Source organism: Arthrobacter sp. NPDC089319 (assembly GCF_040684925.1).
In the GTDB taxonomy this organism is placed as follows: domain Bacteria; phylum Actinomycetota; class Actinomycetes; order Actinomycetales; family Micrococcaceae; genus Crystallibacter.
Genome location: NZ_JBFBGZ010000004.1, coordinates 245,031 through 271,592 on the forward strand (window position 1 = coordinate 245,031; position 26,562 = coordinate 271,592).

26 protein-coding genes and 1 tRNA gene are annotated in these 26,562 nt (G+C 67.0%); 9 read left to right on the forward strand and 18 right to left on the reverse strand.

Going from position 1 to position 26,562, the window contains the following annotated elements; translation table 11 throughout:
• Window positions 1-31: 31 nt before the first annotated feature.
• The 10 genes from AB0N75_RS07975 to AB0N75_RS08020 form a co-directional block, all read right to left on the reverse strand.
• The gene (locus tag AB0N75_RS07975; protein WP_364647617.1) at window positions 32-940 is read right to left on the reverse strand and encodes an FKBP-type peptidyl-prolyl cis-trans isomerase; all 909 of its coding nucleotides are present in this window, start codon (window positions 938-940) and stop codon (window positions 32-34) included.
• A gap of 88 nt (window positions 941-1,028) precedes the next feature.
• The gene (gene pafA, locus AB0N75_RS07980; protein WP_364647620.1) at window positions 1,029-2,390 is read right to left on the reverse strand and encodes a Pup--protein ligase; all 1,362 of its coding nucleotides are present in this window, start codon (window positions 2,388-2,390) and stop codon (window positions 1,029-1,031) included.
• A gap of 2 nt (window positions 2,391-2,392) precedes the next feature.
• Window positions 2,393-3,124 carry a proteasome subunit alpha gene (gene prcA / locus AB0N75_RS07985; RefSeq protein WP_364647623.1) on the reverse strand — a complete coding sequence of 244 codons (732 nt, stop codon included), beginning with the start codon at window positions 3,122-3,124 and terminating at the stop codon, window positions 2,393-2,395.
• Window positions 3,125-3,126: 2 nt separating this feature from the next.
• Window positions 3,127-3,963, reverse strand: a complete 837-nt coding sequence (prcB, locus tag AB0N75_RS07990; RefSeq protein ID WP_364647625.1) for a proteasome subunit beta — start codon at window positions 3,961-3,963, stop codon at window positions 3,127-3,129.
• A gap of 3 nt (window positions 3,964-3,966) precedes the next feature.
• A complete protein-coding gene (locus tag AB0N75_RS07995; RefSeq protein WP_364647628.1) occupies window positions 3,967-4,170 on the reverse strand; it encodes a ubiquitin-like protein Pup in 204 nt (67 codons plus the stop codon).
• 44 nt (window positions 4,171-4,214) lie between these two features.
• On the reverse strand, window positions 4,215-5,813 hold the full coding sequence (gene dop, locus AB0N75_RS08000; RefSeq protein ID WP_364647907.1) for a depupylase/deamidase Dop: 1,599 nt from the start codon (window positions 5,811-5,813) through the stop codon (window positions 4,215-4,217).
• A gap of 14 nt (window positions 5,814-5,827) precedes the next feature.
• Window positions 5,828-7,585, reverse strand: a complete 1,758-nt coding sequence (gene arc, locus AB0N75_RS08005; protein WP_364647631.1) for a proteasome ATPase — start codon at window positions 7,583-7,585, stop codon at window positions 5,828-5,830.
• Window positions 7,586-7,853: 268 nt separating this feature from the next.
• A complete protein-coding gene (locus tag AB0N75_RS08010) occupies window positions 7,854-8,894 on the reverse strand; it encodes a tRNA (adenine-N1)-methyltransferase (RefSeq protein WP_364647634.1) in 1,041 nt (346 codons plus the stop codon).
• Window positions 8,895-9,005: 111 nt separating this feature from the next.
• A complete protein-coding gene (locus AB0N75_RS08015) occupies window positions 9,006-10,163 on the reverse strand; it encodes a site-2 protease family protein (RefSeq protein WP_364647637.1) in 1,158 nt (385 codons plus the stop codon).
• Window positions 10,160-10,888 (reverse strand): HAD family phosphatase, encoded by a 729-nt coding sequence (locus AB0N75_RS08020; protein ID WP_364647640.1) that lies wholly within the window; start codon window positions 10,886-10,888, stop codon window positions 10,160-10,162. The genes AB0N75_RS08015 and AB0N75_RS08020 overlap by 4 nt, the downstream gene beginning before the upstream one ends.
• Window positions 10,889-11,074: 186 nt before the next feature.
• Between AB0N75_RS08020 and AB0N75_RS08025 the strand changes: the two genes are divergently transcribed.
• Window positions 11,075-11,935 (forward strand): PAC2 family protein, encoded by an 861-nt coding sequence (locus tag AB0N75_RS08025; RefSeq protein ID WP_364647910.1) that lies wholly within the window; start codon window positions 11,075-11,077, stop codon window positions 11,933-11,935.
• A 404-nt stretch (window positions 11,936-12,339) separates the two neighbouring features.
• Here AB0N75_RS08025 and AB0N75_RS08030 read toward each other — a convergent pair whose 3' ends face one another.
• The 3 genes from AB0N75_RS08030 to AB0N75_RS08040 form a co-directional block, all read right to left on the reverse strand.
• Entirely contained in the window at window positions 12,340-12,774 is a 435-nt protein-coding gene (locus AB0N75_RS08030; protein WP_364647642.1) for a MarR family transcriptional regulator, read from the reverse strand.
• 399 nt (window positions 12,775-13,173) lie between these two features.
• On the reverse strand, window positions 13,174-14,436 hold the full coding sequence (mshC, locus tag AB0N75_RS08035) for a cysteine--1-D-myo-inosityl 2-amino-2-deoxy-alpha-D-glucopyranoside ligase (RefSeq protein ID WP_364647645.1): 1,263 nt from the start codon (window positions 14,434-14,436) through the stop codon (window positions 13,174-13,176).
• 111 nt (window positions 14,437-14,547) lie between these two features.
• On the reverse strand, window positions 14,548-15,372 hold the full coding sequence (locus AB0N75_RS08040; RefSeq protein WP_364647648.1) for an undecaprenyl-diphosphate phosphatase: 825 nt from the start codon (window positions 15,370-15,372) through the stop codon (window positions 14,548-14,550).
• A gap of 172 nt (window positions 15,373-15,544) precedes the next feature.
• Here AB0N75_RS08040 and AB0N75_RS08045 point away from each other — a divergent pair, with 172 nt between their 5' ends.
• On the forward strand, window positions 15,545-16,480 hold the full coding sequence (locus tag AB0N75_RS08045; protein ID WP_364647651.1) for an aldo/keto reductase: 936 nt from the start codon (window positions 15,545-15,547) through the stop codon (window positions 16,478-16,480).
• Between the two features lie 60 nt (window positions 16,481-16,540).
• Here the strand turns inward: AB0N75_RS08045 and AB0N75_RS08050 are convergent, their stop codons facing one another.
• Complete coding sequence (locus tag AB0N75_RS08050; protein ID WP_364647654.1) at window positions 16,541-16,819, reverse strand: hypothetical protein; 279 nt, start codon at window positions 16,817-16,819, stop codon at window positions 16,541-16,543.
• A 52-nt stretch (window positions 16,820-16,871) separates the two neighbouring features.
• Here AB0N75_RS08050 and AB0N75_RS08055 point away from each other — a divergent pair, with 52 nt between their 5' ends.
• Window positions 16,872-17,105: a DUF5703 family protein gene (locus tag AB0N75_RS08055; protein WP_127512560.1), complete on the forward strand. Its 234-nt coding sequence runs from the start codon at window positions 16,872-16,874 to the stop codon at window positions 17,103-17,105.
• A gap of 39 nt (window positions 17,106-17,144) precedes the next feature.
• Here the strand turns inward: AB0N75_RS08055 and AB0N75_RS08060 are convergent, their stop codons facing one another.
• Together AB0N75_RS08060 and AB0N75_RS08065 are read right to left on the reverse strand one after the other, a co-directional pair.
• Entirely contained in the window at window positions 17,145-18,302 is a 1,158-nt protein-coding gene (locus AB0N75_RS08060; protein WP_364647658.1) for an acyl-CoA dehydrogenase family protein, read from the reverse strand.
• A gap of 47 nt (window positions 18,303-18,349) precedes the next feature.
• A complete protein-coding gene (locus AB0N75_RS08065) occupies window positions 18,350-19,654 on the reverse strand; it encodes a M20/M25/M40 family metallo-hydrolase (protein ID WP_364647660.1) in 1,305 nt (434 codons plus the stop codon).
• Window positions 19,655-19,893: 239 nt separating this feature from the next.
• On the opposite strand from AB0N75_RS08065, the gene AB0N75_RS08070 reads away from it, so the two are divergent.
• A tRNA-Leu gene (locus AB0N75_RS08070) sits at window positions 19,894-19,977 on the forward strand.
• A gap of 86 nt (window positions 19,978-20,063) precedes the next feature.
• Here AB0N75_RS08070 and AB0N75_RS08075 read toward each other — a convergent pair.
• On the reverse strand, window positions 20,064-20,693 hold the full coding sequence (locus AB0N75_RS08075; protein ID WP_364647663.1) for a DNA alkylation repair protein: 630 nt from the start codon (window positions 20,691-20,693) through the stop codon (window positions 20,064-20,066).
• 113 nt (window positions 20,694-20,806) lie between these two features.
• Here AB0N75_RS08075 and AB0N75_RS08080 point away from each other — a divergent pair, with 113 nt between their 5' ends.
• The gene (locus AB0N75_RS08080) at window positions 20,807-21,358 is read left to right on the forward strand and encodes a flavin reductase family protein (protein ID WP_364647666.1); all 552 of its coding nucleotides are present in this window, start codon (window positions 20,807-20,809) and stop codon (window positions 21,356-21,358) included.
• Window positions 21,359-21,371: 13 nt separating this feature from the next.
• Here AB0N75_RS08080 and AB0N75_RS08085 read toward each other — a convergent pair whose 3' ends face one another.
• Window positions 21,372-21,878 carry a hypothetical protein gene (locus AB0N75_RS08085; RefSeq protein WP_364647669.1) on the reverse strand — a complete coding sequence of 169 codons (507 nt, stop codon included), beginning with the start codon at window positions 21,876-21,878 and terminating at the stop codon, window positions 21,372-21,374.
• 131 nt (window positions 21,879-22,009) lie between these two features.
• On the opposite strand from AB0N75_RS08085, the gene AB0N75_RS08090 reads away from it, so the two are divergent.
• The 4 genes from AB0N75_RS08090 (at window position 22,010) to mshA (ending at window position 26,542) form a co-directional block, all read left to right on the forward strand.
• A complete protein-coding gene (locus tag AB0N75_RS08090; protein WP_364647672.1) occupies window positions 22,010-23,185 on the forward strand; it encodes a type III polyketide synthase in 1,176 nt (391 codons plus the stop codon).
• Window positions 23,186-23,299: 114 nt separating this feature from the next.
• Complete coding sequence (locus tag AB0N75_RS08095; RefSeq protein WP_364647675.1) at window positions 23,300-23,926, forward strand: methyltransferase domain-containing protein; 627 nt, start codon at window positions 23,300-23,302, stop codon at window positions 23,924-23,926.
• Window positions 23,919-25,187: an NAD(P)/FAD-dependent oxidoreductase gene (locus AB0N75_RS08100; protein WP_364647676.1), complete on the forward strand. Its 1,269-nt coding sequence runs from the start codon at window positions 23,919-23,921 to the stop codon at window positions 25,185-25,187. The genes AB0N75_RS08095 and AB0N75_RS08100 overlap by 8 nt, the downstream gene beginning before the upstream one ends.
• A gap of 122 nt (window positions 25,188-25,309) precedes the next feature.
• Complete coding sequence (mshA, locus tag AB0N75_RS08105) at window positions 25,310-26,542, forward strand: D-inositol-3-phosphate glycosyltransferase (protein ID WP_364647679.1); 1,233 nt, start codon at window positions 25,310-25,312, stop codon at window positions 26,540-26,542.
• Window positions 26,543-26,562 lie beyond the last annotated feature (20 nt).

Here is a 26,562-nt window from a genome sequence, read left to right on the forward strand (position 1 = left end):
GCTACGTTACCGTACCGTCCGGCCCCTGGAACTACTTGACGTCGGTTAGTTCCACATAGAAGATGAGGTCTCCCACAGCATCCCCCTGGCCCTGGACGTAGGCCATCTCGGTGGGGATGGAGAGCATGACCTTGCTGCCTTCCTTGAGGCCGGTCAGGCCCTTGGTCCAGCCTTCAATCACGCCGTCGAGCGGGAACTCGGTAGCTTCTCCGCGGGAGAAGCTGGAATCGAACTCGGTGCCCTCGGACCAGTTCCACCCGGCGTAGTTGGCCTTCACGGTACTGCTTTCCGTGGCCTGCTTGCCGTCGCCTTCTTCGATCACCTTGACGATCAGGTTGTCCGGCGCGTCGTTGCCTTCTGGGATCTTGACGGAGGGAACACCCTCCTTATCGAGGGTAACCTCGGGCAGCTTGCCGGCCTTGTCCAGTTCGGCGACCTCGGCCGCATCGGCCTTGACGGCCTTGTCCCTGACGTCCTGCACGGTCAGGAACAGAAGCTGCGGGTTCTGCGCGGGTGCCGAAGCGCTGCTGTCTTCCGGCGGCTGGACGTAGTAGGCAATCTCGCTGCCCGGGTTGGAGCCAAGCAAAGCGTCATACAAGGCCGGGTCTGCGGTTTTGAAGCCCTCGCTCAGTTCCACTGTCTGGTCGACCGGGCCGGAGTAGGTCTCGCCCAACTGCTCGCCCGAGACGGCGTCCTTGGCCAGCAGCCGGTAGCGGATCCACTGGCCGTCGGTGGCACCGTCGCCCTTGCCTTCGGTGATGACTTCGGCGCTTGAGTCGGGAAGTTCCAGCGGGGCGGAGAAGTCCACTGTGGGCGCGGCACCCTCGGCGCCGGCTTTCACCGTGATGTCGTCCAGGCTGTCCGAGCCGGATTCGTTGCTGCCGCTGCAGGCCGTCAGGAGCAAGGCTGCGGGCAAGAGGATGGAGAGTATTTTGCGCACAATCGACTTTCTTATCGCGGAACATGTGGGCTCGAAGGACATTCTCGCAGAGAAAACTGGAGATCGGCTCTAAACCGCCAGCGGAAACTCACAAGGTGGCCAGAAGTGCCTCGACCCGCGGGTCCTCGCTTTTGAACGGGTCCTTGCACAGAATGGTCTGCTGCGAACGGTCGTTGAGCTTGAGATGGACCCAGTCCACGGTGAAGTCCCGGCCGTTCTCCCGGGCAGCCCGGACAAAGTCGCCGCGCAGCTTGGCGCGTGTGGTCTGCGGCGGAAAATCCATCGCATTCTTGACGTCCTGGTCCTCCACCACCCGGGCCACCTCCCCGCGGGACTGCAGCAGGTGGTACAGGCCGCGCTTGGACGAGATGTCGTGGTAGGTCAGGTCCACTTGGGCGATGCGCGGCGAGTCCAGATCGATCGATTGCCGTTCCATGATCCGGTCAATCAGCCGTTTCTTGATCGCCCAGTCAATCTCCCGCTCGATCCCGCTGTGGTCTCCCGACTCGACCGCCGCCAGCGTACGCTCCCACAGATCAAGGATGCGTTCCACATGCGGATTGTGCGCGCCATTGGCTTCGACAAACTCCCGCGCTTTGGACAAGTACTCCTGCTGCATGGCCAGCGCGGACATCTCCCGCCCGCTGGCCAGCTTCAGCGGTTTGCGTCCGGTCAGGTCGTGGGAGATGTCGCGGATGCTGCGGATCGGGTTTTCCAGCCGGAGGTCGCGCATGATCAGTCCGGCTTCGACCATCCGCAGCAGCAGGTCCACCGATCCGACCTTCAGCATGGTGGTGGCTTCGGACATGTTGGAGTCGCCGTTGATGACATGCAGCCGGCGGTAGTACTCGGCATCCGCGTGCGGTTCGTCCCGGGTGTTGATGATCGGACGGGACCGGGTGGTGGCCGAGGAGACGCCCTCCCAAATATGGTCGGCGCGCTGCGAGAACGCGTAGATGGAACCGTTTTGGGTCTTGAGCACCTTGCCGGCGCCGACCAGGATCTGCCGGGTCACCAGGAACGGGATCAGTATGTCGGCCAGCCGGGAGAACTCGAGTTTGCGCGGGATGAGGTAGTTCTCGTGGCTGCCATAGGAGTTCCCGGCAGAGTCGGTGTTGTTCTTGAACAGATAGACCCTGCCGCCGAAGCCCTCGCGGGCCAAACGCTCCTGGGCTTCGTTCATGAGGTCTTCGAGGATCAATTCGCCGGCCCGGTCGTGGGCCACCAACTGGGCGATGTCGTCGCATTCCGCGGTGGCATACTCGGGGTGGGATCCCACGTCCAGATACAGCCGGGACCCGTTCGTCAGGAAGACGTTGGAAGACCTTCCCCACGTGACCACCCTGCGGAAGAGGTAGCGGGCCACCTCTTCGGGCGAGAGCGGGCGCGAATCCGGCGCCGAATAGGAAATGCCGAACTCGGTCTCAATCCCGAAGATCCGTCGGTCCATGGCTAGCCGTCCATTCCCTCGCCCAATATCTCGGTTAGTTCCGCGGTCGCCAACCGACGGAAGGCACGTTGGCTCCCGCGGCTGGACAGCGGGTCGCGGTCCAGTACAGCTACTTCCAGTCCCTCGGGACGCAACTCTTTGGCCTGGCCGGACTCCTGCTCGCCGGTCTTGCCGGACAGGGCAGCGACCGCGGCCCGTACCGCCCCGGCGTAGTCCCGGCCGTCCTGCCACTGCCCGCGCAGGGCTTCGCCCACAGCTTCGGCATCGCCGCCCATCACCACGAACCGGCGTTCGTCGGCGATGGATCCGTCGAACGTGAGCCGGAACAACCGGTCCTCTGCCGGTGAAGCGCCGACTTCGGCGACCGCGAGTTCCACCTCGAACGGCTTGGTGTCGGCGGTAAAGACCGCGCCCAGGCTTTGTGCGTAGACGCTGGCCAGGCCGCGCCCGGTGACGTCCTCACGGTCGTAGGAATAGCCGCGCACGTCCGCGTAGCGCACGCCTGCCTGGCGCAGGCTCTCGAACTCGTTGTATTTGCCGACGGCGGCGAAGGCGATGCGGTCGTAAATCTCGCCGATCTTGTGCAGCGACGGCGAGGGGTTCTCGGCCACCAGGGCGATCCCGTCCGAGCAGCTGAGCACCACCACCGACCGGCCGCGGGCAATGCCTTTCCGGGCGAAGTCCGCGCGGTCCTTCATCAGTTGCTCAGGCGATACGTAGAACTGCTGCGTCATGCTCAGGCCTCCCGTCCGGCGACGGTTCGCCCGGCGATCACGGCTTCGGACGTCGCGGCCAGTTCGCGCTCCGGAATCCGGCGTGCGCCTGCGGCATTGACGGTAAAGATGACCGGCCACAGCTGACGGACGGCATCCGGGCCGCCGGTGGCCGAGTCGTCGTCGGCAGCGTCATAGAGGGCTTCGATGGCGACGCGGACGGCCGCGTCCTCGTCCAGGTTCGGCTGCCAGAGCTTCTTCAGGGATCCGCGGGCAAAGACCGAGCCCGAACCCACGCTGTGGTGCTCCTGCTCCTCGTAGCGCCCGCCGGTTACATCGTAGGAAAAAAGCCGGCCCACCCGGCGCTCGGCATCGAAGCCGGCAAACAGCGGAATGACGGCCAGGCCCTGCATCGCCATCGGCAGGTTGGACCGGATCATCGCGCCCAGCCGGTTCGCTTTGCCCTCCAGGCTCAGCAGCGTGCCTTCGATTTTCTCGTAGTGCTCAAGTTCCACCTGGAAGAGCCGGGTGATGTCCAGCGCAATGCCGGCCGTGCCGGCGATGCCCAGCACCGAATAGGAGTCGGCCGGAAACACCTTCTCGATGTGCCGGCTGGCGATGATGTTGCCCATCGTTGCCCGGCGGTCACCGGCCATCAGCACCCCGCCGGCGAACGTCATCGAGACGATCGTGGTGGCATGGGGCAGCATCGGCGCCGCTCCCGGCGGCAGCTGCTGGACCCCGCGGGCGCCCGGCAGCAGATCCGGCGCCGTACGCGCCAGATACTCGCTGAAGGAGGCGGTGGCGGAGTGCGAAATCTGGGCGAAAACAGAGCCTGGGCCGCCGGCCGGCATGTTCATCGATTACTGCCCGCCCTTCTGCACGAAACCGCGCACGAATTCTTCCGCGTTCTGTTCCAGCACGCCGTCGATCTCGTCGAGCAGATCATCGGTGCCTTCGGTCTCGGCCTGTGCGGCAGGTGCGGCGGCAGGCTCGGGGGTGGGCTCGTCGTCGTACTCTTCGTCTTCGCGGCGGGAGTCCGCGCTCCTGCGGTCCTGGGTTGCCATGATGGCCTCCTTCTGGTGTGACGATCGAGGTGTGTCCCTCATGCTTATGTTGCCACGTGGGGCTCGCTGCTGGGTCCCAACAACGCCGTAATAAATTCCTCCGCGGAAGCGGCCTCCTCGAAAAGCCTTCCGGTCAGCTCGCGGTTGCCGCGCAGCGGTTCCCGGGTCGGGATGCGCTGCAGCCGGCGCCGGTCGGGAAGGTCGAAAATCACCGAGTCCCAGCTTGCGCCGACGACCTCCTGCGGGAAATGCTGGATGCACTTTCCGCGGAAGTAGGCCCGGGTGTCCTCCGGCGGCTGGCTCACGGCGGTTTCGATCTGTTCGTCGGAGAGCAGCCGCTGGATCCGGCCGCGTGCGGCCAACCGGTGGTAGAGGCCCTTTTCCGGCCGGACGTCGGCGTACTGCAGGTCGATCAGCCCCAGCCGCGGATCACCCCATTCCAGACCATCCCGGTCACGGTAAGCCTGCAGCAGCTTCAGTTTGGCCACCCAGTCCAACTGGTCGGCCGCTCTCATCGGGTCGTGCCGCAAAATGTCCAGCACCGAGGCCCAGCGCCGGAGCAGCTCCGCGGTCTGGTCCGTATTGGTGCCGTGCCGCGTGCAATGCTCCACCGCCGCCTGCAGATAGATCTCCTGCAGGTCCAGGCCGGTGACCATGCTGCCGTCGCTGAGCGCGACTTTGTGCTGCAGCGACGGGTCGTGGCTGATCGCCTGCAGCGCCTGCACCGGGTCGGCCAGCTGCACGTCCGGGGCTTCACCATGCTCGATCATGGACAGCACCACGGCCGTGGTGCCCATCTTCAGGAAAATCGACACTTCGCTCAGGTTCGCATCGCCGATGATTACGTGCAGCCGCCGGTACTTGTCCGCGACCGAGTGAGGCTCGTCGCGGGTGTTGATGATGGGCCGGCGGATGGTGGTCTCCAGCCCCACCTCGGCCTCGAAGAAGTCCGCGCGCTGGCTGATTTGATATCCCGGCGTGCGGCCGTTGGTGCCCAGTCCCACCCGGCCTGCCCCGCACACCACCTGCCGCGAGACGAAGAACGGGACCAAGCCGGTCACAATCTGGTTGAACGGCAGGCTGCGCGGCATCAGGTAGTTCTCATGCGCGCCGTAGGAGACCGACTTGTTGTCCGTGTTGTTCTTGTACAGGTTCACCGACGAGAACCCCGGCGTAGCGGCGATCCGGCGCGATGCCGATAGCACGACGGCGTCGCCCGCCTTGTCCCAGCGCACCGCGTCCAGCGGGTTGGTCACCTCCGGCGAGGAGTATTCCGGGTGCGCGTGGTCCACGTAGAGCCGGGCGCCGTTGCTGAGCACCATGTTCATCAGCACCCCGGAGGACTCGTCCGTGTAGAACTCGTTGGCCGTCGCCCGGCCGCCGGCCAGCGCAATCTGCTCGGCGTCCAGAACCGGCGGCACGTCCGTCAGCTGCGACGGGTCGGCCGCGTCGCGCGAGAGGTCGAATCCACGCGCATCGTGCAGCGGCTCCTCGTCGGTGTAGTCCCAGCGGGTGCCGGCCAGGTTGCCCAGGCCCTTGCGCATGGTCGCCGCGTAGGCGTTGATCACCTGCGAGGAGAGGACCGTAGAGTTGGCCAGCGGTTCGCCCGGGGCGTGGATGCCATACTCCGTCTCCGAACCCATCACCCGGTAGACGCTCACAGGTACTGCCCCGTATTCGGCATCGTTTCGATGGACTTGCCGGCCTCCTGCCCGGCCTTGCCCTGCACAATGGTTCGGATGTAGGTGATCCGTTCGCCCTTCTTGCCCGAAATCCGGGCCCAGTCGTCCGGGTTCGTGGTGTTCGGCAGGTCCTCATGCTCGCGGAACTCGTCTACCACCGCACGCAGCAGATGTTCGATCCGCAGGCCCTTCTGCCGGTTGATCAGCAGGTCCTTGATCGCGTTCTTCTTGGCCCGGTCCACAACATTCTGGATGACGGCGCCGGAATTGAAGTCCTTGAAGTAAAGCATCTCGGTGTCGCCGCTGGCATAGGTGACTTCCAGGTACTCATTCGACTTGTCGGTGGAGTACATTTCCTCGACCGTGCGCTGGATCATCGCCTCGATGGTGGCCTTGCGGTCCTGGCCGTGCTCGGCCAGATCCTCCACATGGATGGGAAGGTTGGTGGTCAGGTACTTGGTGAAAATGTCCGCGGCGGCCTCGGCATCCGGGCGGTGGATCTTGATCTTCACGTCCAGCCGTCCGGGTCGCAGGATGGCCGGGTCGATCATGTCCTCACGGTTGGAGGCGCCGATGACGATCACGTTCTCCAGCTTTTCCACGCCGTCGATCTCGGAGAGCAACTGCGGCACAATCGTGGTTTCCACGTCCGACGAGACACCGGTGCCGCGGGTCCGGAAGAGCGAATCCATCTCGTCGAAGAACACCACCACCGGGCTGCCATCGGACGCCTTCTCGCGGGCCCGGGCGAAGATCAGCCGGATGTGCCGCTCGGTCTCGCCCACGTACTTGTCCAGCAGTTCCGGTCCCTTGATGTTCAGGAAGTAGCTGCGGGTGTCAGTCCCGTTGCGCTCGATCGCCTTGGCGGCCAGCGAGTTGGCCACGGCCTTGGCAATCAGCGTTTTCCCGCAGCCCGGAGGCCCGTAGAGCAGGATGCCCTTGGGCGCCTTCAGCCCGTGCTCGCGGTACAGGTCGGGATGCAGGAAGGGCAACTCGACGGCGTCCCGGATCTGGTCGATCTGCGGCCCCAGCCCGCCGATGTCCTCGTAGGAGATGTCCGGGACCTCCTCGAGGATCAGGTTCTCCACTTCGCTGCGCGGGATCTTCTCCAGCGCGTAGCCGCTGCGGGCGTCGATGGAGACGGCGTCGCCGACCCGAAGCCGCTCAGACAGCAAGGCACCGGACAGCTTGACCACCCGTTCCTCGTCCGCCCGGCCGACCACGAGGACGCGATGGCCGTCGAGCATTTCCTTGATGGTGACCAGCTCGCCGGAGCGCTCGAAGCCGAGCGCCGCGATCACCGTCAGCGATTCGTTCAGCAGGACTTCCTGCCCAGATCCGAGCAGGTCCATGTCGACCAGGGGGCTGACCGCCACGCGCAGTTTGCGTCCGGACTGCACAATGTCCACGCTCTCCTGCACCAGCGCGGCGTTGCTGACGCCCGGACGTGGCCTCTGCGCTTTGTGGACGTCGGTGATGGTGGCAAAACTGAAGGGTGTTTCGCCGTCGCGTTCGAGGGCGGACTTGAGCCGCACGATCTCCGTCTTGGCGGCCTCAAGCGTGGCTACCAAACGGGAATTGTTTTGCGTGGCTGCAGCAAGTTGCTTGTCCAGGTGGCGCAGCTTGTCCCGCAGCACGTTGATCTGGCGCTGTGCGACCGTCAGCGCATCGCGCTGTTCGTCCTGTTGTTCAGCCGGTGCCGGTTCATTGTTTTGGTTCTGGTTGTCCTTCATCACCGCGACCCGCTTCCTTGAATCGGTTCTTCCCTAGACCCTAACGGGCGCCTGAGCCGCCTGCACGTGTCTACGAAAAGAAACGCCGAATCGAAACATGGAATTCCAACGTCCGGCACGAAGAAGCTGTTGCGTGGTGTCGGATCATTACGCGAGATAACGAAAACGATGCCGCGTTGGTGCCCGAGAAGGCGGGGGTGGCAGCAGCAGATTCCGGGCGCGGCGGCGCTGGCCCGGACCGGCTGAGCCCGTGCGCCGCCCCAGGCGGCTAGTCGGTTTCGGGATTGACGTCCTTAAAGGCGCCGCGCTGGACGGTGGAGGCGGCGTCCTTGGCGACCCGGCGCAGCCGCTTGTCCGAGACGCTCCGCTCCCCCAGGCCCTCGGCATTCCAGTCTTCCTCGTTACCGGTCCAGGCCTGGACGTCCTCGGCGGCGAATTCGGTCTTGGACGGACGGCGCTTGGGTGTCAGCCCGGTCACTCCGCCGGCCAGCCGCCGGGCGGTGAGCAGGAAGCCAGTGTGCGCCACCATCCGGTGGTCTGGCCGAACCGCCAACCCCTCCAGATGCCAGCCCCGGACCATGGACTCCCAGCCTTCGGGCTCGGTGAACCGGCCGTCTTGGCGGATGGCTTCGGCCGTGCGGGACAACTGGGTCACGGTGGCAACATAGTTGATCCACACTCCCCCGGGCGCCAGCACCGTGGCCACGGCGTCGAGGCATTCCCACGGCGCCAACATGTCCAGCACCACGCGGTCCACGCTGCCGGGTTCCTCGGCCTTGATGACTTCATCCTGGAAGTCGCCCAGCGAAATTTGCCAGGCAGGGTGCGGTCCGCCGAAGAAGGTTTCCACGTTGCCGCGGGCCACGTCGGCGAATTCTTCGCGGCGTTCGAACGAATGCAGCCGCCCGCCGTCGCCCACCGCGCGCAGCAGCGAAATGCTCAGCGCACCGGAGCCGACGCCGGCTTCCACCACCCGCGCACCAGGGAAGATGTCCGCCATGGTGACAATCTGCGCGGCATCCTTGGGATAGACGACGGCGGCGCCCCGCGGCATGGACAGCACGAAATCCGAGAGCAGCGGACGCAGCGCCTGGTAGCGGTGGCCCACCGTGTTGGCCACAACGGTGCCTTCTTCCCGGCCGATGACCTCGTCGTGCGGCAGGAACCCCTTGTGCGTATGGAAAGCACCCCCGGGCGTGAGGGTGATGGTGTTCATCCGGCCCTTTTCATCCGTGAGCTGGACCCGTTCGCCGGGCCGGAGCGGTCCGCGTCGCTGGTCGGCGCCGTGCGGGCTGGTGGAGGAGCTCATGCGTGAATCACTTCCGGTTGTTGTTGCGGTGCCGCGGCGGTACCAACCGCCGGGTTGTGTCGATTGTATTCCGACCGGCAGCGGCGCTGCTGGCGGGGACGGTGGAGCGGGTCAGAGCCGGCCCGGTTTGCCCGTGATGGCGCGGACCACGGTGCTTTGCTGCAGCACCCCGGTGACCCGGCCGCCGCCGTCGATCACCGCGTATTCGCTGCCGGCCAACCGGGCCAGATACTGCACCAGCTCCTGTCCGGCGGCCACTTCGGGGACATAGGCACCCGGTGCCAACGCCCGGGAGACGGCTGCGGCAGGGGTCTGAGCCGCTGCCGACGGCGGTACCTGGCTCAGTGCACCGCGGTCAACGACTGCTTCGGGCTGGCCCGTGGCGGCGGTGAGCACCACGTTGAGCTCGGGCTCGCGCGCCAGAAGCTGCTGAACCTGGGCGACCATGGCGGTGGCGGGCAGCGACGTCGCCGGCAGTTTGAGCTGCCCGGCGCTGACGGAGGGCAGGCGCAGCCGCATCCGGGCGTGCTCGATGGCCGAGCTGGCTCCCATCCAGAGGAACCCGCAGACCAGCACCATGAGCACCACCATTTGCAGGTCCGGCGTGCCGCCCCGCAGCAACGGGATGCCGACGACGCCGACCACCAGCAGCACAACGATGACGCGGCCCGCCCAGCCTGCCGCCACGGTGCCCTTTTCCTGGCTCCCGGTCAGTTTCCAGACCGCGGTCTCCACCAGCCGGCCACCGTCCAACGGCAGCCCCGGCAGGATATTGAAAACCGCCACCAGGAAGTTCGCCAGGATGAAGATATCGGTCAGCAGGAACGGAATCGGCTCGCCGCGGAACAGCGGCAGGACCAACGAACCGAGACCGGCCAGCGCAAAGTTGGCTACCGGTCCGGACAGCGCCACCAACAGCGACTTGCCGGGTGTGGCGTTGAAATTGTCGAACTGGGTGTGGCCGCCCCAGAGATTGAGCACAATCTTAGCCGTTGGCCAGTGGAAGGCCCGGGCGGTCAGCGCGTGGGCGAGTTCGTGGACCAGCACAGAAAACAGCAGCAGCAGCGCATAGCCGAAGGCCACGCCGTAGGCGCCGACGCCAATTTCCGGCATCAACCGCTGGACCTGGGGCCCGAAGATCAGCAGGATGAAGGCCGCGATCACGAACCAGGACCAGGCGAGCAGCACCGGCACGCCGAACATCCGGCCCAGCGGAATCCCTCCGCTGCGCTGTTTTTCCTCCGGCGGCCGGGGTGTCTGCGTGCTCATACTCCTGCTTTCTGGGAAGCCGGCACCAGGAGCCGCTCCACGTCCATCAGGCCCTTGCCGGCCAGGCTGTCCCACTGCGGTCGCCCGGGGGCCGGCGGGACCGGCACCACGTGCGGAATGGCCACCGTCACCAGGCCGGCGGCTTCGGCCGAGGCAACTCCGGGAACGGAGTCCTCCAGCGCCACGACGTAGCGCTTGTCAGCGCCGGGCTGCCTGCCGCTGAGCCAGTCAAAGGCACGCTGGTAAGGCTCCGGGTGCGGCTTGCCTCGACTGACCATGTCTCCGGTGACCAGATACTGAAAGCTGCCCTCCGGCAGCGCGCGCACCACTTCGGCGGCCAATTTGGTCTCGCTCATGGTCACCAGCACGGTGGGGATGCGCGCCTCCAGCAGCTCGGCGAGCAGTTCGCGGGCCCCGGGCCGCCACGGGATGCTTTGGCGGACCCGTTCGGTCACGGCGTCGATCAGCCGGTCGATGATGTCGCGGACGCTGAGGTCCACACCCGCCTGCTGCAGCACCGCGGCCGATTTTTCCAGCGCGTTGCCCACCAGTTTGAGGCCAAGCTCGTCACTCCAAACACCGCCGAACGAGGCGACGAGTTCCGATTCGGCTTCGATCCAATACGGTTCGGTATCGACGAGTGTTCCGTCCATATCCCAGAACACCGCCTGCAGGTCTGGCTGAAGTGCGCCGGACGCAGCGGCGGAAGGGTCAAGTGCGGGCATGGCACCAGTCTACGGTCCCCGCCGGGAGCGCCGCGGCCCCGGCTAGGCGGCGGAATCCGGCCGCTATGCTTTCCGCGAATCGCAAAGGGGCTCACTGACAAGCCGTGTTCGGAGGATTAGGGTGAAACCGTGAGTACTCAGGACAGTGGCGATCTGCCCACGGACGGCCCCGGAGAGAAGCACGGCCTGCATCTGCTGTTCCCGCAGGCCAAGGCCGGCGAGGCTCCGCGGCGCTTTACCGTGATGCTGGCTGCGTTCGAAGGCTGGAACGATGCCGGCGAGGCCGCCACGGACGCCGTCAAGTACCTCAGCCGACTGTGGGAGAGCCACAAGGTGGCCACTGTGGACCCGGATCTTTACTACGATTTTCAGTTCACCAGACCGGTTGTCCACCGCACCGGGTCCGGCGAACGCCGGATCAAATGGCCAACGACAAAGCTCACCCGCAGCAGCGTTCCCGACGCCCCGGTGGACATCATCTTTGTGCACGGCGTGGAGCCGTCCTATCGCTGGCGTGCCTACACCGCTGAGCTCCTCGCCCACGCCGAGGAGCTGGGCGTGGACTGCATCATCCTGGTAGGCGCGCTGCTGGCCGACGTCCCCCACTCGCGGCCCATCCCCGTAACTGTCACCAGCGACGACGACGACGTCCGGCGTGCCTTGAATACCGAAACCAGCCAGTACGAAGGACCCACCGGAATCGTTGGTGTGCTGGCCGATGTGGCCTCGCTGGCCGGTATCCCGACCATGTCGGTTTGGGCCGCGGTGCCGCACTACGTGGGCCAGTCGCCCTCCCCCAAGGCCGAACTGGCGCTGCTGCACCGGCTGGAGGACATTCTCCAGGTGCCGCTGGAAGTTTCAGTGCTCAGCGAAGAGGCCGAAGCCTGGGAGCGCGGCGTCGACGAACTGGCCACCGAGGACCCCGAAGTCGCGGCCTACGTGCGGCAGCTTGAGGAGGCCAAGGACACGGCCGAGCTGCCGGAAGCCACCGGCGAGTCCATCGCCCGCGAATTCGAGCGCTACCTCAAGAAGCGCCGCAAAGAATAGGGGCCAGGTAGCCCTCCTCAATGCCGGTTTCGATCGGCGAGTTCCATGTCGCACTCCCGCCCGTGCTGTTCGGCTTGGGAATCCGCCTGTTCGAGGGCCCGTGCAGAGCCCTTCGCCGAGGACGACGCTTCTCAGTTGCACCGTGCGTCCGCGATAAGCGCGGAAGGCGGCCATGAGGAAACTGGCGGAGCGACGATGTCGCCATCCTCGTGCTCGGCTGCGACGTCTGTGCGGGGTTCGTCGGCCATTCGCAGCCCCCACGCTCCACGACATCCGGTGCGGCGCGGTCGGAACGGGCTCGCCGTTCAGCGCCGCCGGCACTCGTGAAGAGGGCGTGGCCCCTGATACAGGACGGCGAACGGTAGGACCCGACAAGGGTGCCGATGCCTGTTTCCGGAGCCGGGTCAGGGAGCCGAGGGACGGAACCGCTTGTTTCCCGTGTTCCGGATGATGTCGCTGAGTTGTGCCTTGAGGGCCGCCCGTTGCCGGTCGTCGCCGATCAGCAGGTGCTCCAGCCGGGCCGCCTTTTCAAGGGCAAGCACGCCCTGCTCGGATACGGAAACCAATTGCTGGCGGCGGTCCGCTTCGCTCCGTGCACGCGCAACGTGCCCGCAGGCTTCCAGCCGGGCCACCGTCTTGCCCATGGTCTGGGCCTCCACTCGCACCCGGTCGGCCAGCCGGCTCTGGGTCATCTCCCCTTCGGCGGCCAGCACTTCAAGGACGATGACTCCGGCATGGGTCAGGTTCAGCGACGCCAGAGACTCGTCCCACGCGTACTCGACCAACCGCGCCGCGGTCGACAGCAAGCGTGACATCGGCCAGTTCGACAAATCAGGCATCTACAAATCATAAGGCTACTTATCAAAAGCATCAATCTGCGGCTTCTAAGGCGGGCAGCCGTTCGCCGACGAGGATCACCGCGCGGATGGGATAGTCCGGAAGGCCATGGCCGGCCGGCCGCTCACCAGCCCAAGCAGCACGAGCCCTGCCCCCCGCAATGCGCGCATATCTAGGTTCCGGCGGCAGCTCCGCCAGTTCCCGCGCTTGGAATCAGTCGCATAGCGCAGCCCGGTTTCTGAATTCAAAAGCCGGAGGAAACAGGCGAGGCCGGAACAGTCAAGCCTCGCCGAGCGAGGAGTGCGGGGCGGGCAGGGTCCCGGCGTGGCGACGAAGTCGACGCGACAGGGCCCGCCCCAACAACCGGCTAGCGGCGTGCTGTTGCGGCGCAGGCCTCGCGTTTAGAGCCGGATTCCCAGGAGCGCGTCGAGCAGGGCGGCGAACTGTTCGGCGCCGTCCTGCGTTTGGCCGTTGGCCTGCTCGCGGGAGTGCTCGGCGAAGCCGTCGATTTCGGCCAGTGCGGCGGGGGCATTGAGGTCGTTGGACAACGCACGCCGCACCTGCTGCGCGAGCTCCGGAACCTGGTCCGCCTGCACAAAGGGTGCGGCACCGCGCCAGGCAGCCAGCCGCGCCTGCGCCTTCTGGAGGAGTTCCTCGGTCCAGAACCAGTCGCTGCGGTAATGCTGGCCCAACAGCACGGTGCGGATGGCAGCTGGCTCCACGCCGTCCTCGCGCAGCGCCGAAACCAGCACCAGGTTGCCCTTGGACTTGCTCATCTTTTCGCCGTCGAGGCCCACCATGCCGGCGTGCACGAAGTGCTTGGCCAGCGGCTTGCCGGCGAGGGCGTAGGCGTGGCCGGCGCTCATTTCGTGATGCGGGAAGCTCAGGTCGGAGCCGCCGGCCTGGACATCGAAGGTTTCCGGCAGGAACTTGCGGGCAATCACCGAACATTCGATATGCCAGCCGGGCCGGCCGTCGCCGAGGGAGGCACCCGGCCACTCGGGTTCGCCGTCGCGGGCCACGCGCCACAACAGCGCGTCCAGCGGGTGCTTCTTGCCCGGGCGTTCCGGGTCTCCGCCGCGCTCGCCAAAGAGCGGCAGCATCTCCTCTTCGGTCAGCCGGGAGGTGGCGCCGTTGTGCCAGCCCGGTCCGGCGGCAGCAACGGAGTCGAAGTAGACGTCGCCGTCGGGTTCGCCGTCGGTGCCGGGTACCCGGTAGGCCAGGCCGCGGGCCAGCAGGTCCTCCACCGCCGGAACAATCCATTCGATGGATTCCACCGCACCCACATACTGCTCGGGCGGGATCACGTTGAGCTCTTCCATGTCCGTGCGGAACAGCTCCGTCTGATCCTTCGCCAGGATCTGCCAATCCACACCGGTGGCGTTGGCACGTTCCAGCAGCGGATCGTCGATGTCGGTCACGTTCTGCACGTAGTTCACCGTGCGGCCGGCATCGCGCCAGTAGCGGTTGAGCAGGTCGAATGCTACGTACGTGGCGGCGTGGCCCATGTGGGTGGCGTCGTACGGAGTGATGCCGCAGACGTAGAGGCTTCCGGTGGCGGAGGGTTCAAGCGCTACCAGCGACCCCACGGAGGTGTCGTGGATGGTCAGTTCGTCTTTGCCGCCCGGAATTTCGGGTACGGCATGGGCATTCCAACCAAGCACTCTTGAGTTTCCTTCCAATGAGGTGGACCGGCCGCAGGGGCGCGGTCCCGCCGTCGTACATTAAAGCTCCTAACGTTTAAGGACGCAGGAGCCGGATAAATTCCCGCTCTGTCAGGCGTTGATGATCCCGAAGCCCAGCAGCACGAATAACAGGGTGCCCAGGCCGATCCGGTACCAGACAAACAGGCGGTAGCTGCGGGTGGACACGTACTTCAGGAACCAGCCGATGATCACGAAACCCACGCCAAAGGCCACGGCCGTGGCCAGCGCGGTCTCGCCCAGGCCGTAGGGGCCGGGTTCATCGAAGCTCTTGGCCAACTGGTACAGGCCGGAGGCGAAGACCGCCGGAATGGCCAGCAAGAATGAATAGCGGGCCGCCGCCCCGCGCGTGTAGCCCATCAACAGGCCGGCGGTGATGGTGCCGCCGGACCGCGAAACGCCCGGCATCAGCGCCAGCGCCTGGGCCAAGCCGTACAGAATGCCGTGCTTGTAGGTGAGTTTGTCCAGTGTGCGGGTATGGCTGCCAATGGTGTCCGCGACGGCCAGGAACAGGCCGAAGACAATCAACATGGTGGCCACGATCCACAGGCTCCGGAAAGTGGATTCGATCTGATCCTGGAACAGCAGTCCGAGCACGCCGATGGGGATCGAACCGATGATGACCAGCCAGCCCATCCGGGCGTCCGGATCGTTGCGCGGCACCTTGCCGGTCAGCGAGCCGAACCAGGCCTTGACGATGTTGACGATGTCGCGCCAGAAATAGACTACGACGGCGGTCTCGGTGCCAAGTTGGGTGATGGCGGTGAAAGCAGCCCCGGGATCGGCGGCGCCGGGCAGGAACTCGCCCACAATGCGCAGGTGTGCGCTGGAGGAGATCGGGAGGAACTCGGTCAGGCCCTGCACCAGGCCCAAGAGGATTGCTTCTAGCCAATTCACACACTAGACCCTATGGCACGCGGGCCCCGGAAACGGAACCAGACACAGTCGCCCGGGCGAAGTTCCACCCGGGGTATGAGGACGGTGTCCCTGCCCGGGCAGGGAGGATCGGGAGCGCGGCGTCGGCGGGCCGCTGCCAAGGGCACGGCACCGCAGGCCATAAGCTGGCTGTATGGAGCACAAGCGCTTGGGTAACAGCGGGCTGAAGGTCCCGCAGCTGTCGCTGGGAACGATGACCTGGGGCGAGGAGACGGACGAGGAGGGGGCCGGCGCCATGCTGCGCGCCTATCTCGACGCCGGCGGCACCCTGCTGGACACCGCCGCGCCGTACGCCGAGGGCCGCAGCGAGGCCATGCTCGGCGCGTTCCTTGGCGAGCTGGTCCCCCGGCAGGAAGTGCTGGTGGTCTCCAAGGCCGGCGTGACCCGCAGCGAGGGCCGGCGCGAGGTGGACACGTCCCGCGGCGCCATGCTGCGCAGCCTCGACGCCAGCCTGGCGCGGCTGGGCACCGACTATCTGGATCTGTGGCTGGTCCACCTCTGGGACGATGACTCGGCTCCGCTGGAAGAAACCCTGTCCGCGCTCGAGCACGCCGTTTCCTCCGGCCGGACGCGCTACGTGGGCGTATCCAACTATTCCGGCTGGCAGCTGGCCCGGGCGGTCTCGGTCAGCCCGGTTCCGCTGGTTGGGGTGCAGAACGAATACTCGCTGCTGCAGCGCCGGCCGGAGCATGAGGTGATTCCGGCCGCCACCGCGCTGGGCCCGGGAGTGATGGCGTGGTCGCCGCTGGGACGCGGCGTCCTGACCGGTAAATACCGCACCGGCACACCGGCCGACTCACGGGCAGCCTCCGAGCAGCACGCCGGCTTCGTGGAACCGTATCTGTCCGGCCGGCCGGCCCGGATTGTGGATGCGCTGGCCACGGCGGCCCGTGGCCTGGATGTGCAGCCGCTGGACCTGGCCCTGAGCTGGGTGCTGCAGCGGCCCGCCGTCGGCACTGCCGTGGTGGGACCGCGAACGCCGGCGCAGTTGGACGAGATCCTCAAGGCTCCGCTGGATGCCTTGCCCGCCGAGATCGCCCAGGTGCTGGACGAAATTTCCGCGCCCTGATCCCCACAGAATCGATGCCGGCGCGGTGATCCCCGCCGCGTTGATAACGGCGCGCCGGTCCTACTTTTCTTCGATTTCCAGATCGTCGTCGAACGGGTCCGCCACGTCGTCGGAGTCGTCCATGTCGTCCTCGTCCGACTCATCGTAAATGACCAGCGGCGTCACTTCGCCGTAAGCATCGTAGAGCGCGTCCTCATACGTCTCAAAGGATTCCATAATGGACGAGAAGGCTGCTTCCACGGCAGGATCGTCTTCACCTCGGCGGCTCGAAGCGGCGGCTAGATGCTCCTGCAGCGCGGAAACCAGTGACTCCAGTGCGACACGCGGATCAATGCTCATGATGTAGACGTTAGCCGCAATGTGGAGAATAAGTGAATAGAACAGGAGGGCAATGAGAGAACAATTTCTGGGTGCCGCTGTCACCCGCGAACGCGACTACGCCAGGCAGTACGAATACCTGGTCCTCACTGTCAGCAAGGGCGAATCAGTCGGGGAGGCACGCCGCGTGCTGACCGACCACGCCGAGTATGGCAAATGGGACCTGGTGCGCACCCGGCTGTATCTGGGCGGCGGCCGCAAATACTGGTTGCGCCGCAGGGTGCTCAGGGTCGAACGCACCGCCTGAACCCGCCAGGCGGTGCCCCGCACCGCAAGAGCCGTCCGGTCAGTCGTCCAGCGGCCCCAACCAGGCCGTAGCTACGGTGCTGTGCGCCGACTCGTCGTCCGACGGGTGGTAGAGCCCGGCCAAAACGTCCCGGTACAGCCGTTCAAGCTCCCGGCCGCGGAAGTATCCCCCGCCGCCGGAGACGCGGACGGCCTTCTCCACCACGTCCTTGGCGGTTTCGGTAGCCCGGATCTTGATGCCGGCCAGCTTGGCGAACCATAACTTTCCGTGGTCGGCCAGCGTGTCCACGTCGCGCGCAATGGACGCCAGCTGCGGGTACAGCCCGTCCATCGCGAGTGCGGCATCGGCCACCCGCCAGCGGATGTCCGGATCCTGCGCGTAGCTCTTGCCTGTTTTCAAGGAACGACGGCGGTGCACGGCTTCCACCGCCAGGTCCAGGGCGCGCGTGCCGATTCCCGCATACACGGAGGAAAGCAGGATCTCGAAGCACGCGAAGATGCCGAAGATCAGTGCATCCGGGTTGGGTCCCACCGGCAGCTTCCGGAAGATCCGGTCCGGCGCCGCAACCGCGCCTTCCAGCACGGTGGTGTTGGACTGGCTGGCGCGCATTCCCAGTGTGTTCCAGTCGTCCTTGATCCGGTAGCCCGGCTTGTCGCGGTCGATGAAAGCCCACACCAACTGCGGTGACACCCCGGAGTCGTCGCGGCCGAAGATGCCCAGCCGCGTCCAGGCCGGAGACAAGCTGGTGAAGACCTTCGTCCCGGTGAATTCGTAGCCGCCGTCCTCGCGGGGCGCCGCCACCGTGCGCGAGTCGAACAGGACCTGGTCATTGCCGGCCTCGGACACGCCGAAGCCGAAGACTTCGCCGCGGCCGGCCTCGGCCAGCACATAATCCAGCGAGTTGTCGCCGCGGGCCTGGAGCACGCGGGCAACGCCGGTCCAGACCAAGTGCATGTTGACCGCCAACGCCGTGGCCGGAGCCGCGCCGGCCAGCCGCATCTGCGCCCTGACCGCCTCCTCCAACGAGTAGCCAAGGCCTCCGTCCGCTTCCGGCACAAACATTTTCAGGTAGCCGGCCTCGGCCAGATCGGCGAAGTCCTCGTGGAAAAAGCTGTTCGCCTCGTCGTAGCCAGCGGCCCGTCCGCGGATGGTTTCCAGCAGGGCGTCCGGGAGCAGCTCTTCAACACTGGCAGGCATGCCTGTGGTCCTTTCGTCGTGCGTGTACAGAGTAGTTCGGGTAGAGATCAGTAGGTGGTGAGCAGCCGCTGCAGCACCCGGGTGCCGAACTTCAGCGATTCCACCGGCACCCGTTCGTCCACCCCGTGGAACATGCCGGTGAAGTCCAGCTCTTCCGGCAGCCGCAGCGGGGCAAAGCCGTAGCCGGTGATGCCCAGCCTGGCCAGCGACTTATTGTCGGTGCCGCCGGAGAGCGTGTACGGAAGCACCACCGCGTCCGGATCCTCGTGCTTGAGCGAGTCCACCATGGCATCCACCAGATTGCCGGCGAACGGTACTTCAAGCGACCTGTCCTGGTGCACGTAGCTCACGTCCACCTCCGGCCCCGCCAGCTCGCGGATGGTGGCCAGCACCAACTCCTCCTGGCCAGGCAGCGTCCTGGCGTCGATCCGCGCCTCGGCAAGGCCGGGAATCACGTTCTCCTTGTACCCGGCCTTGAGCACGGTGGGATTCGAGGTGTTCTGCAGCGTGGCGCCGACGAAGCGGGCCACGGTCCCCAGTTCCTTGAGCAGAATCTCCGGGTTGTCCGGATCAAACTCGACGCCGGTCAGTTCGGTCACGCCGTCCAGGAACTGCCGGGTGGTATCCGTCAACTCGATGGGCCACTGATGTGATCCGATCCTCGCCACCGCGGCAGCCAGCGTGGTGACCGCGTTGTCGGTGTTGATCTGCGAGCCGTGGCCCGCGCGGCCTGCGACGGCGAGGCGGAGCCAAGCGATCCCCTTCTCCGCGGTCTGCAGCAGATAGGCCCGCCGGCCGCCAATGGTGGCCGAAAAGCCGCCCACTTCCGAGATCGCCTCGGTGGCGCCGTCGAAAAGCTCCGGCCGGTTCTCCACCGCCCAGCGTGCCCCGTAGGTCCCGCCGGCCTCTTCATCGGCGAAGAACGCGAAGATGATGTCCCGGCGGGGCTGGATGCCGTTGCGGGACATATGCCGCGCAACCGAGAGAATCATCGCGTCCATGTCCTTCATGTCCACGGCCCCCCGGCCCCAGATCAGCCCGTCCCGCTCCTCCCCGCTGAACGGGTCCACCTGCCAGTCTTCGGCCTGCGCCGGCACCACATCAAGGTGGCCGTGCACCACCAGCGCCGGTGCCGACGGGTCCGAACCGGCCATCCGCGACACCACGGAAGCCCGTCGCGGCGCGGACTCGAAGACTTCGGTGGCCAGCCCGGCCTCTTCCAGCAGGCCCGCCGTGTACTCGGCTGCCTGCCGCTCCCCCGGGCCTTCATTGCCGCCATAGTTGGAGGTGTCGATCCGGATCAGTTCCTGGCAGATCCGGACCACTTCATCGTGCGGGTTCGGTGCGGTCATGAAGGCTCCCTCGAAGTCGATGTAGGTCCCCAGCCTATCCAGCAGCGGCGCCAGGGCCAGCAGCAGCGCCCGAGTTGCGCCTCCGCAGCATCAACGCAGAGCCGGCGCGCTGCCCGCACCAACGGACACACGGCGTCGCGATTCAACAGTTCCGGCAAAACATGTTAGAGTTTTTCTCGCTGCTTTCGACGGATTCAGTGCGCCCGAGGGCTCCTGATCATCGCTCGAAAACTCCACCTGCGCGGGTGGCGGAATGGTAGACGCGCTAGCTTGAGGTGCTAGTCCTCTTATTGAGGGTGAGGGTTCGAGTCCCTTCCTGCGCACAAAGAAAGCCCCGGAATTCCGGGGCTTTTTTGTGTCCTCCGACCGTCCCTCAGTGGGAACTCGCAGCACGCGGTATGTGGAGCGGCTAGCGGGATGGAATTCGCCCGGGATGGTCTTTGGCCCATTCGGCGCACAGCAGGGCGAGCGCCTCCCGGACAAGGTCATTGTCATCCTGCTCCGCGGCAGCACGTGTCCGGCGCAGCACCGCGTCCGCGCCCATGCCAGCGGAGCGCACCGCCCGCAGCGGGGCGAGGATGGCAGCCCGGCGCAGCCAGGGGTCCGGCTCCCGTGCCCAGCGATCAAGGATTGACTCAGCCCGGGCACGGGAGCCGTCCGTCAGACCGTGGATCAACGGGCCCACCACGTCGACCGCCAGCGGATCCACCAGCGCCGCCGTGCGCGCGTCCCGCAGAAAACCTTCGATCCGTGTCAGGTCGGAGTTCCGCAAGAGACGCTGGTGCGACTGCAGCAGGACCACGGCAGCCAGGCGCAATTCGAAGACCGGTCGCTTCCACAACTCGGAACTGAGTGACGTGACCTGATCATGCGAGAGCGGCCGGAACTTCCGGCCGGCGTCGCGGACTGTGCCCCGCACCGCACCGATGGACGCGCCGTAGTAGCGCAAACCGTCGGCCGATCCCTTCGCTGCCCGGGCCCGTTCCTCGCTGGCCTCCCGCTGCAGGGTGAAGTCGATGAACTCAGCCGCCTCACTCATCTGAAGATTCTTTCCTGCACCGTCGGTGCTGTCGAGCGAGCGGTGGCCGCCGCGCGGCGCCGTTCCCTGCAGGCGCAAACGCTTCCGGGGGTACCGCGTGCAAAGATGGCGGCATGGAACTGGACGGAGAACTGGCGGGCCATCAGCTTACGCCGGACGCGCCGGACCAGCGGGACATCGACTTGTACCGCAGCCTGAGCGCGGACATCGCCGCGGGCGTCGCGGTGGTCTCCACCCGGTGGCGGAACCGGGACTATGCGGCCACAGTCAGCGGCTATCTCTCCGTCTCCTATGACCCGCCCACCATGCTGGTCAGCCTCTATGAGGAGTCCCGGATCTGCGACGCGGTGGCGAGCTCCGGGACCTGGGCGCTGAGCCTGCTGGCGGCCCATCACCAGGGCACCGCGAACTGGCTGGCAAGCCCCGGCAACCCGGTGGAAGGTTTGCTCAACCAGGTTCCGTACCGGCGCGGCCCGGCCACCGGCGCTGCCGTGATCGGCGGGGCTCCGGCATGGTTCGAGCTGAAGACCACCGCAATGCATCCGGCGGCCACCCATTTACTGATCGTCGGCGAGGTGCTCGCCATGGGCCGCGACGCTCCCGGCGCGGAGAGCGCCGATCCGCTGATCCACTTCGCGTCCTCCTACCAGCGTCTCCGCCGGTAGTACCGGGGCCGGGCTAGGGCAGCGGCGGCGGCTCGGAAAAGCGCCCCTCCCAGACCGCCCTCGATCCGGATTCACCGGTCAGCACCACCGCCACCGTGGCGCCGGCGCAAACGGCCAGCACGACGACGACCAGGACCGCCGCGAGGATCCGGTACCCGGCGCCGAGCCTGCGCCGCCAGGCGGCTGCCGCCGTCGTGCCATAGCGGAACCAGAGCCACAGGCCCAGCGCCACAACGAACAGGCCGATCACCCAGGGCAGCATCATGTCGCCCAGGCGCATGTGTTCCATGGCCAGCGGCGTCTGCTCGATCCGCAGGAACAACCAGTGCCCGGCCTGCTGGGAAAGCGGCACCAGGACCAATGCCAGCAGCGCAATCAGCGGGGTGGCGATCCCCAACCGGCGCCGCGCCGCCGGCCAGAGGAGACTGAGCACAATGCACAGCGCACTGAGTGGGATGAACACCACCGTGGCGTGGACCAGGAGCACGTGCAGCGGCAGCGCATTGACTTCGTAGTCCATCGGATTCCGCTCCTTAGGCTCCGGGCAGGGCCCTCATCCGGTAAGACGTGCGCGCCGGTGATGCGGTTCAGCGCGGGTATCCGGGTGGCCGGTCCATTGTTTTCCCGGGCCGCCTGCCCTAAGAATGGACTATGACGGTCACGCTGAGGTCCTTGGAAACCGCTGTTCCGGAGACGGTCCTGATCCAGTCCGAGGCGCGTGATGTGTTTGCCACGCAGCCCGGCTTGACGCGCCTGGGCCAGCGGCTGGTGACCACCTCGTTCGACCAGTCAGGCATTGACACCCGGCACGCCGCCGTCGACGAGCTCACCACGGCCAAACGGGCCGAGAACCCGGTGTTCTTCGACGCCGGGACGCGGCAGCTGCTCTCCCCCAGCACCAAGGTGCGCAACGACTTTTTCGCGGCCAAGGCCACCCCGCTGTTCATTGAGGCCGCCGGCAAGGCGCTGGCCGCCTGCGACGGGATCGGCCCGGCAGACATCACGCACCTCATCACCGTCTCCTGCACCGGCTTCTTTAATCCCGGCCCGGACTACAAGGTGGTCCGGGCGCTCGGACTCAACCCGGGCGTGCAGCGCTTTCACCTGGGCTTTATGGGCTGCTACGCGGCCTTCCCCGCGCTCCGCGCGGCCAAATCGTTCTGCGACGCGGATCCGATGGCCGTCGTCATGGTGGTGACGGCGGAGCTATGCACGCTGCACGTGCGCACGTCCAACGACCCGGACACCATCGTCGGCTCGTCGCTGTTCGCGGACGGTGCAGCGGCCGCCGTCATCACCGCCCGCGATCTGGAGGAGACCGGCCCCGCCATCCGGCTGGACCACTTTGAAACCACCCTGACGCCGGTGGGCGAAGAATCCATGGCTTGGAACATTGGCGACGAAGGCTTCGAGATGGTCTTGGGAACGTATGTTCCGCACATCATCGACGAACATATCGTCGGCGCGCTGGAGCCGTTGTTGGCCCGTGAACCGGGGTTGGCGGCCAAACCCTACCGCGACATCGAGCACTGGGCGATCCACCCGGGCGGTCGGAGCATCCTGGACAAGGTGGAGGCCAAGCTCGCACTGACCGAGGAACAGTTGGTGCCGGCCCGCGAAACGCTGCGGCGCTACGGGAACATGTCCAGCGCCACGGTGATGTTCGTGCTCAAGCACATCCTGGAGCAACCGCCGGGCGCCGCCGAGGAAAGGATCTGCTCCATGGCCTTCGGCCCGGGGCTGACGGTGGAGACCGGCCTGTTTACCAAGACCGTCCCGGCCGTGATGCTGCAGGCCGAACACGCCGCCGCAGCAGCAGCGGTCTAGCCGGAGCGGACCGACGTGGTCCCCAGCTCGCCGGCGTCCAGCAGGTCAACGTTCCTCGCCGCCCGCGCCATCGACGCGGTGGAGGAAATGGACAAACCGGACTGCGATCCAGCCATGCTCGGGCGGACCTATGCGCAGTTTCCGCTGATCAACCGGGCGGTCTCGGGCTGGCACGGCATCTACCGGCGGCTGCTCCGGCCGCGCCTGGCCGCCATCGAGCATCCCACCTTGCTGGATATTGGTTCCGGCGGCGGCGACGTGCCGCGGATGCTCGCACGCTGGGCGGCCCGCGACGGCCTGGGCTTGCGCATCACTGCTATCGATCCCGACGCCCGCGCGCACGACTTCGCCAGCTCGCGGCCGCTTCTGCCGGGACTGGAGTTCCGACAGGCCTTCAGCTCGGAACTGGTCGCCGAAGGGCGTCGTTTCGACGCGGTGGTGTCCAACCATCTGCTGCACCACCTCACCGCCGCGGAGCTGGCCGGACTGCTGGAGGATTCGCGCCGGCTGACGCGTTCCCTGGCGGTGCACAGCGACATCATCCGCAGCCGGCCGGCATATCTGCTGTTTGCGGCCGGGACGCTGCCGTTCTTCCACCGATCCTTGATCCGCCGCGATGGCCTGACCTCCATCCGCCGCAGCTACACGCCGGCCGAGCTGCGCGCTGCGGTACCGGCGGATTGGCAGGTGGTACGGGACTCACGTTTCCGGCAGCTGCTGGTGCGAGGGGCCGATGACTGAGCCACAGTCCCCGCAGCGCCGGGCCGGCGTCCCTCCGGCCGAGGACACGCTGCACGATGTCGCCGTGGTGGGCGGCGGCCCGGTGGGACTGTTGATGGCCCTCCTCCTGGCCCGGCGCGGAATGGACGTCACGGTGCTGGAGCAGCGGAGGGCGCGCAGCAGACATTCCCGCGCCATCGGGATCCATCCGCCGGCCTTGGCCGTGCTCGACGACGCCGGCGTTGGTCCCGCGCTGCTGGCGGCAGGAGTCCGTATCCGTCGCGGCACGGCGCGCAGCCGCGGCCGCGAGGTCGCAGCGCTCTCCTTCGCGGCGGTCCCCGGCCGGCATCAGTATGTGCTGGCCGTGCCGCAGGTGGTCACCGAACAACTGCTGGAGGAGCAGCTGGAAGCGTTGCGTCCGGGTGCCCTGCGGCGCGGCGTGCATGTGCACGCCGCGGACGACGGCGGGGCTTCCGTCACGCTGTCCTGCCGCGTGGGCGCGGAGCCGGGATCCGGAACACCCGCGGGCGGCGGGCCGGAACGGGCAGCGGACCCGAGTGCCGAACCTCCGGCCGGTCCCGCTGCGGACACGGTCCGCGCCCGGCTGGTCGTGGCTGCCGATGGCGCGTACTCGGCGCTGCGCCGGCAACGCGGCGTCGCGGTGCGTACGCGGACCTATCCGGACGCCTACCTGATGGGAGATTTCGCCGACACCACCCCGGACGGGAGCACCGCCGTGCTCTATCTGGAGGCCGGCGGCATCGTCGAGTCCTTTCCGCTGCCCGGCGGCATCCGGCGTTGGGTGGCCCGGATGCCCGGCGTGGTCAGCCATCCCACGCCCGCCGGCCTGGCTTCCCTGATCGCCCGGCGCACCGGTATCGGACCGGCACCGGAGAGCTGTTCCATGCTGAGTGCCTTCTCGGTCAGTTCCCGGATGCCGCGCCGCCTGGTCGCAGGCCGTCTGGCGCTGATCGGGGATGCGGCACACCAGATCAGCCCGATCGGCGGGCAGGGCATGAACCTGGGCTGGCTGGACGCGGCGGCTTTGGCGCCGATCATGGCCGCGGCGCTGAGGGGCGAGCCGACGGCGGCGGCGCTACGGCAGTTCGAGGCGGACCGGCGGCGGGCCGCGGCCACCGCCACCTGGCAGGCTCACCTGAACATGGCGTTGGGCCGGCCGCTGCCGCCGGCAGTGCTCGCCGCCCGCAACCGTGTGTTCGGCGCGCTGACCCACATCCCCGGGGCCGCCGACGCGGTGGCGAACCGCTTCACCATGCACTGACCTGTCATCGAGCGGCTGCCGCTGGTCCGGACGGCTAAAGTTGCTGCTAGACAAAATCGGCAGCAGGCCGGTTTTCCACGGCTGGAGACGTTCCGGCCGGGCACACGGCACGGAGGTGGAGCATGGTCGGCGCGGAGCGCATCGCCGTGCTGTCGTTGCATACCTCGCCGCTGGCCCGCCCCGGCGGAGGCGATGCCGGCGGCATGAACGTCTACGTCCGCGCGCTGGCGAGGGAACAGGCCGCGCTGGGTACCGCCGTCGACGTTTTCACCCGCTCCCAACATGACGGCCAGGAACCGGTGGAACATCCCCGGGCCGGCGTGCGTGTGATTCACCTGGACGGGGCGCCGGCCGACGTCGTGGCCAAGGAACAGGTGCCGCAGCGGCTGGCCGCACTCGAGGCGTCGCTGCGCCAGTTCACGCAGCGGGACGGTGCCAGATACGACGTGCTGCACTCGCACTATTGGCTCTCGGGTGCGGTGGGACTGCGCCTGCAGCAGGACTGGCGGGTTCCGCTGGTGCATTCGATGCACACCATGGGGCTGGTCAAGAACCTTCACCTGCAGCCCGGCGAGGCACCCGAGCCGGATACCCGGGTCCGCGGCGAACAAGCCATCGCCGCCGGGGCGGGCCGGCTGATCGCCAACACGCTGACCGAGGCCTGCGAACTGGCCGACCTCTACGGCGCCGATGAGGGGACGGTGGACGTGATCCCGCCCGGCGTGGACCTGCGGACTTTCCGTCCGGAGGGCCGGCAGCGGGACCGGGCGGCAGCCGGACTAGGGGCGGATACCTTCCATCTGGTGTTCGCCGGCCGCATCCAGGCGCTCAAGGGGCCGCAGGTGCTGCTGGCCGCTGCGGCGGAACTTCGCCGGCAACGGCCGGACATTCGGCTGCGGATCTCCATCACCGGTGAGGCCAGCGGGGCCGCCGAACTGGACCTGCCTGCGCTGGCCACGCAGTTGGGGCTGGACGACATCGTGTCGCTCTCGCCGCCGGTGGAGCCGGCCGAGCTGGCGGCCACCTTCCGCAGCGCCGACGTGGTGGCGGTTCCGTCCTTCAGCGAATCATTCGGACTCGTGGCCTTGGAGGCGCAGGCCTGCGGCACCCCGGTGGTCGCCACCAACGTGGGCGGACTGCCGGTGGCGGTCAGCCACGGCCTCACCGGCCTGCTGGTGGACGGACACGACCCTGCCCGGTGGGCCGGTGCGCTGCGCGAACTGCACGACTATCCGGAGTTCCGCCGGCGGCTGGGCGCCAATGCCGCCGTGCACGCCTCCTCCTTCGGCTGGGAGCAAACCGCGGCGCTGACGGCCCACAGCTACCAGTTGGCGGTGGACCACTTCCGCCGGTGACGGCGTGGCCGCACCGCTAA

Bases quoted from the DNA above. Each gene is read 5' to 3' on its own strand.
- pafA (WP_364647620.1), bottom strand. From the start codon at position 2,390: ATGGACCGACGGATCTTCGGGATTGAGACCGAGTTCGGCATTTCCTAT.
- prcA (WP_364647623.1), bottom strand. From the start codon at position 3,124: ATGACGCAGCAGTTCTACGTATCGCCTGAGCAACTGATGAAGGACCGC.
- prcB (WP_364647625.1), bottom strand. From the start codon at position 3,963: ATGAACATGCCGGCCGGCGGCCCAGGCTCTGTTTTCGCCCAGATTTCG.
- AB0N75_RS07995 (WP_364647628.1), bottom strand. From the start codon at position 4,170: ATGGCAACCCAGGACCGCAGGAGCGCGGACTCCCGCCGCGAAGACGAA.
- dop (WP_364647907.1), bottom strand. From the start codon at position 5,813: ATGGGTTCGGAGACGGAGTATGGCATCCACGCCCCGGGCGAACCGCTG.
- arc (WP_364647631.1), bottom strand. From the start codon at position 7,585: ATGAAGGACAACCAGAACCAAAACAATGAACCGGCACCGGCTGAACAA.
- AB0N75_RS08010 (WP_364647634.1), bottom strand. From the start codon at position 8,894: ATGAGCTCCTCCACCAGCCCGCACGGCGCCGACCAGCGACGCGGACCG.
- AB0N75_RS08015 (WP_364647637.1), bottom strand. From the start codon at position 10,163: ATGAGCACGCAGACACCCCGGCCGCCGGAGGAAAAACAGCGCAGCGGA.
- AB0N75_RS08020 (WP_364647640.1), bottom strand. From the start codon at position 10,888: ATGCCCGCACTTGACCCTTCCGCCGCTGCGTCCGGCGCACTTCAGCCA.
- AB0N75_RS08030 (WP_364647642.1), bottom strand. From the start codon at position 12,774: ATGCCTGATTTGTCGAACTGGCCGATGTCACGCTTGCTGTCGACCGCG.
- AB0N75_RS08045 (WP_364647651.1), top strand. From the start codon at position 15,545: ATGGAGCACAAGCGCTTGGGTAACAGCGGGCTGAAGGTCCCGCAGCTG.
- AB0N75_RS08050 (WP_364647654.1), bottom strand. From the start codon at position 16,819: ATGAGCATTGATCCGCGTGTCGCACTGGAGTCACTGGTTTCCGCGCTG.
- AB0N75_RS08055 (WP_127512560.1), top strand. From the start codon at position 16,872: ATGAGAGAACAATTTCTGGGTGCCGCTGTCACCCGCGAACGCGACTAC.
- AB0N75_RS08060 (WP_364647658.1), bottom strand. From the start codon at position 18,302: ATGCCTGCCAGTGTTGAAGAGCTGCTCCCGGACGCCCTGCTGGAAACC.
- AB0N75_RS08065 (WP_364647660.1), bottom strand. From the start codon at position 19,654: ATGACCGCACCGAACCCGCACGATGAAGTGGTCCGGATCTGCCAGGAA.
- AB0N75_RS08075 (WP_364647663.1), bottom strand. From the start codon at position 20,693: ATGAGTGAGGCGGCTGAGTTCATCGACTTCACCCTGCAGCGGGAGGCC.
- AB0N75_RS08080 (WP_364647666.1), top strand. From the start codon at position 20,807: ATGGAACTGGACGGAGAACTGGCGGGCCATCAGCTTACGCCGGACGCG.
- AB0N75_RS08085 (WP_364647669.1), bottom strand. From the start codon at position 21,878: ATGGACTACGAAGTCAATGCGCTGCCGCTGCACGTGCTCCTGGTCCAC.
- AB0N75_RS08090 (WP_364647672.1), top strand. From the start codon at position 22,010: ATGACGGTCACGCTGAGGTCCTTGGAAACCGCTGTTCCGGAGACGGTC.
- AB0N75_RS08095 (WP_364647675.1), top strand. From the start codon at position 23,300: ATGCTCGGGCGGACCTATGCGCAGTTTCCGCTGATCAACCGGGCGGTC.
- AB0N75_RS08100 (WP_364647676.1), top strand. From the start codon at position 23,919: ATGACTGAGCCACAGTCCCCGCAGCGCCGGGCCGGCGTCCCTCCGGCC.
- mshA (WP_364647679.1), top strand. From the start codon at position 25,310: ATGGTCGGCGCGGAGCGCATCGCCGTGCTGTCGTTGCATACCTCGCCG.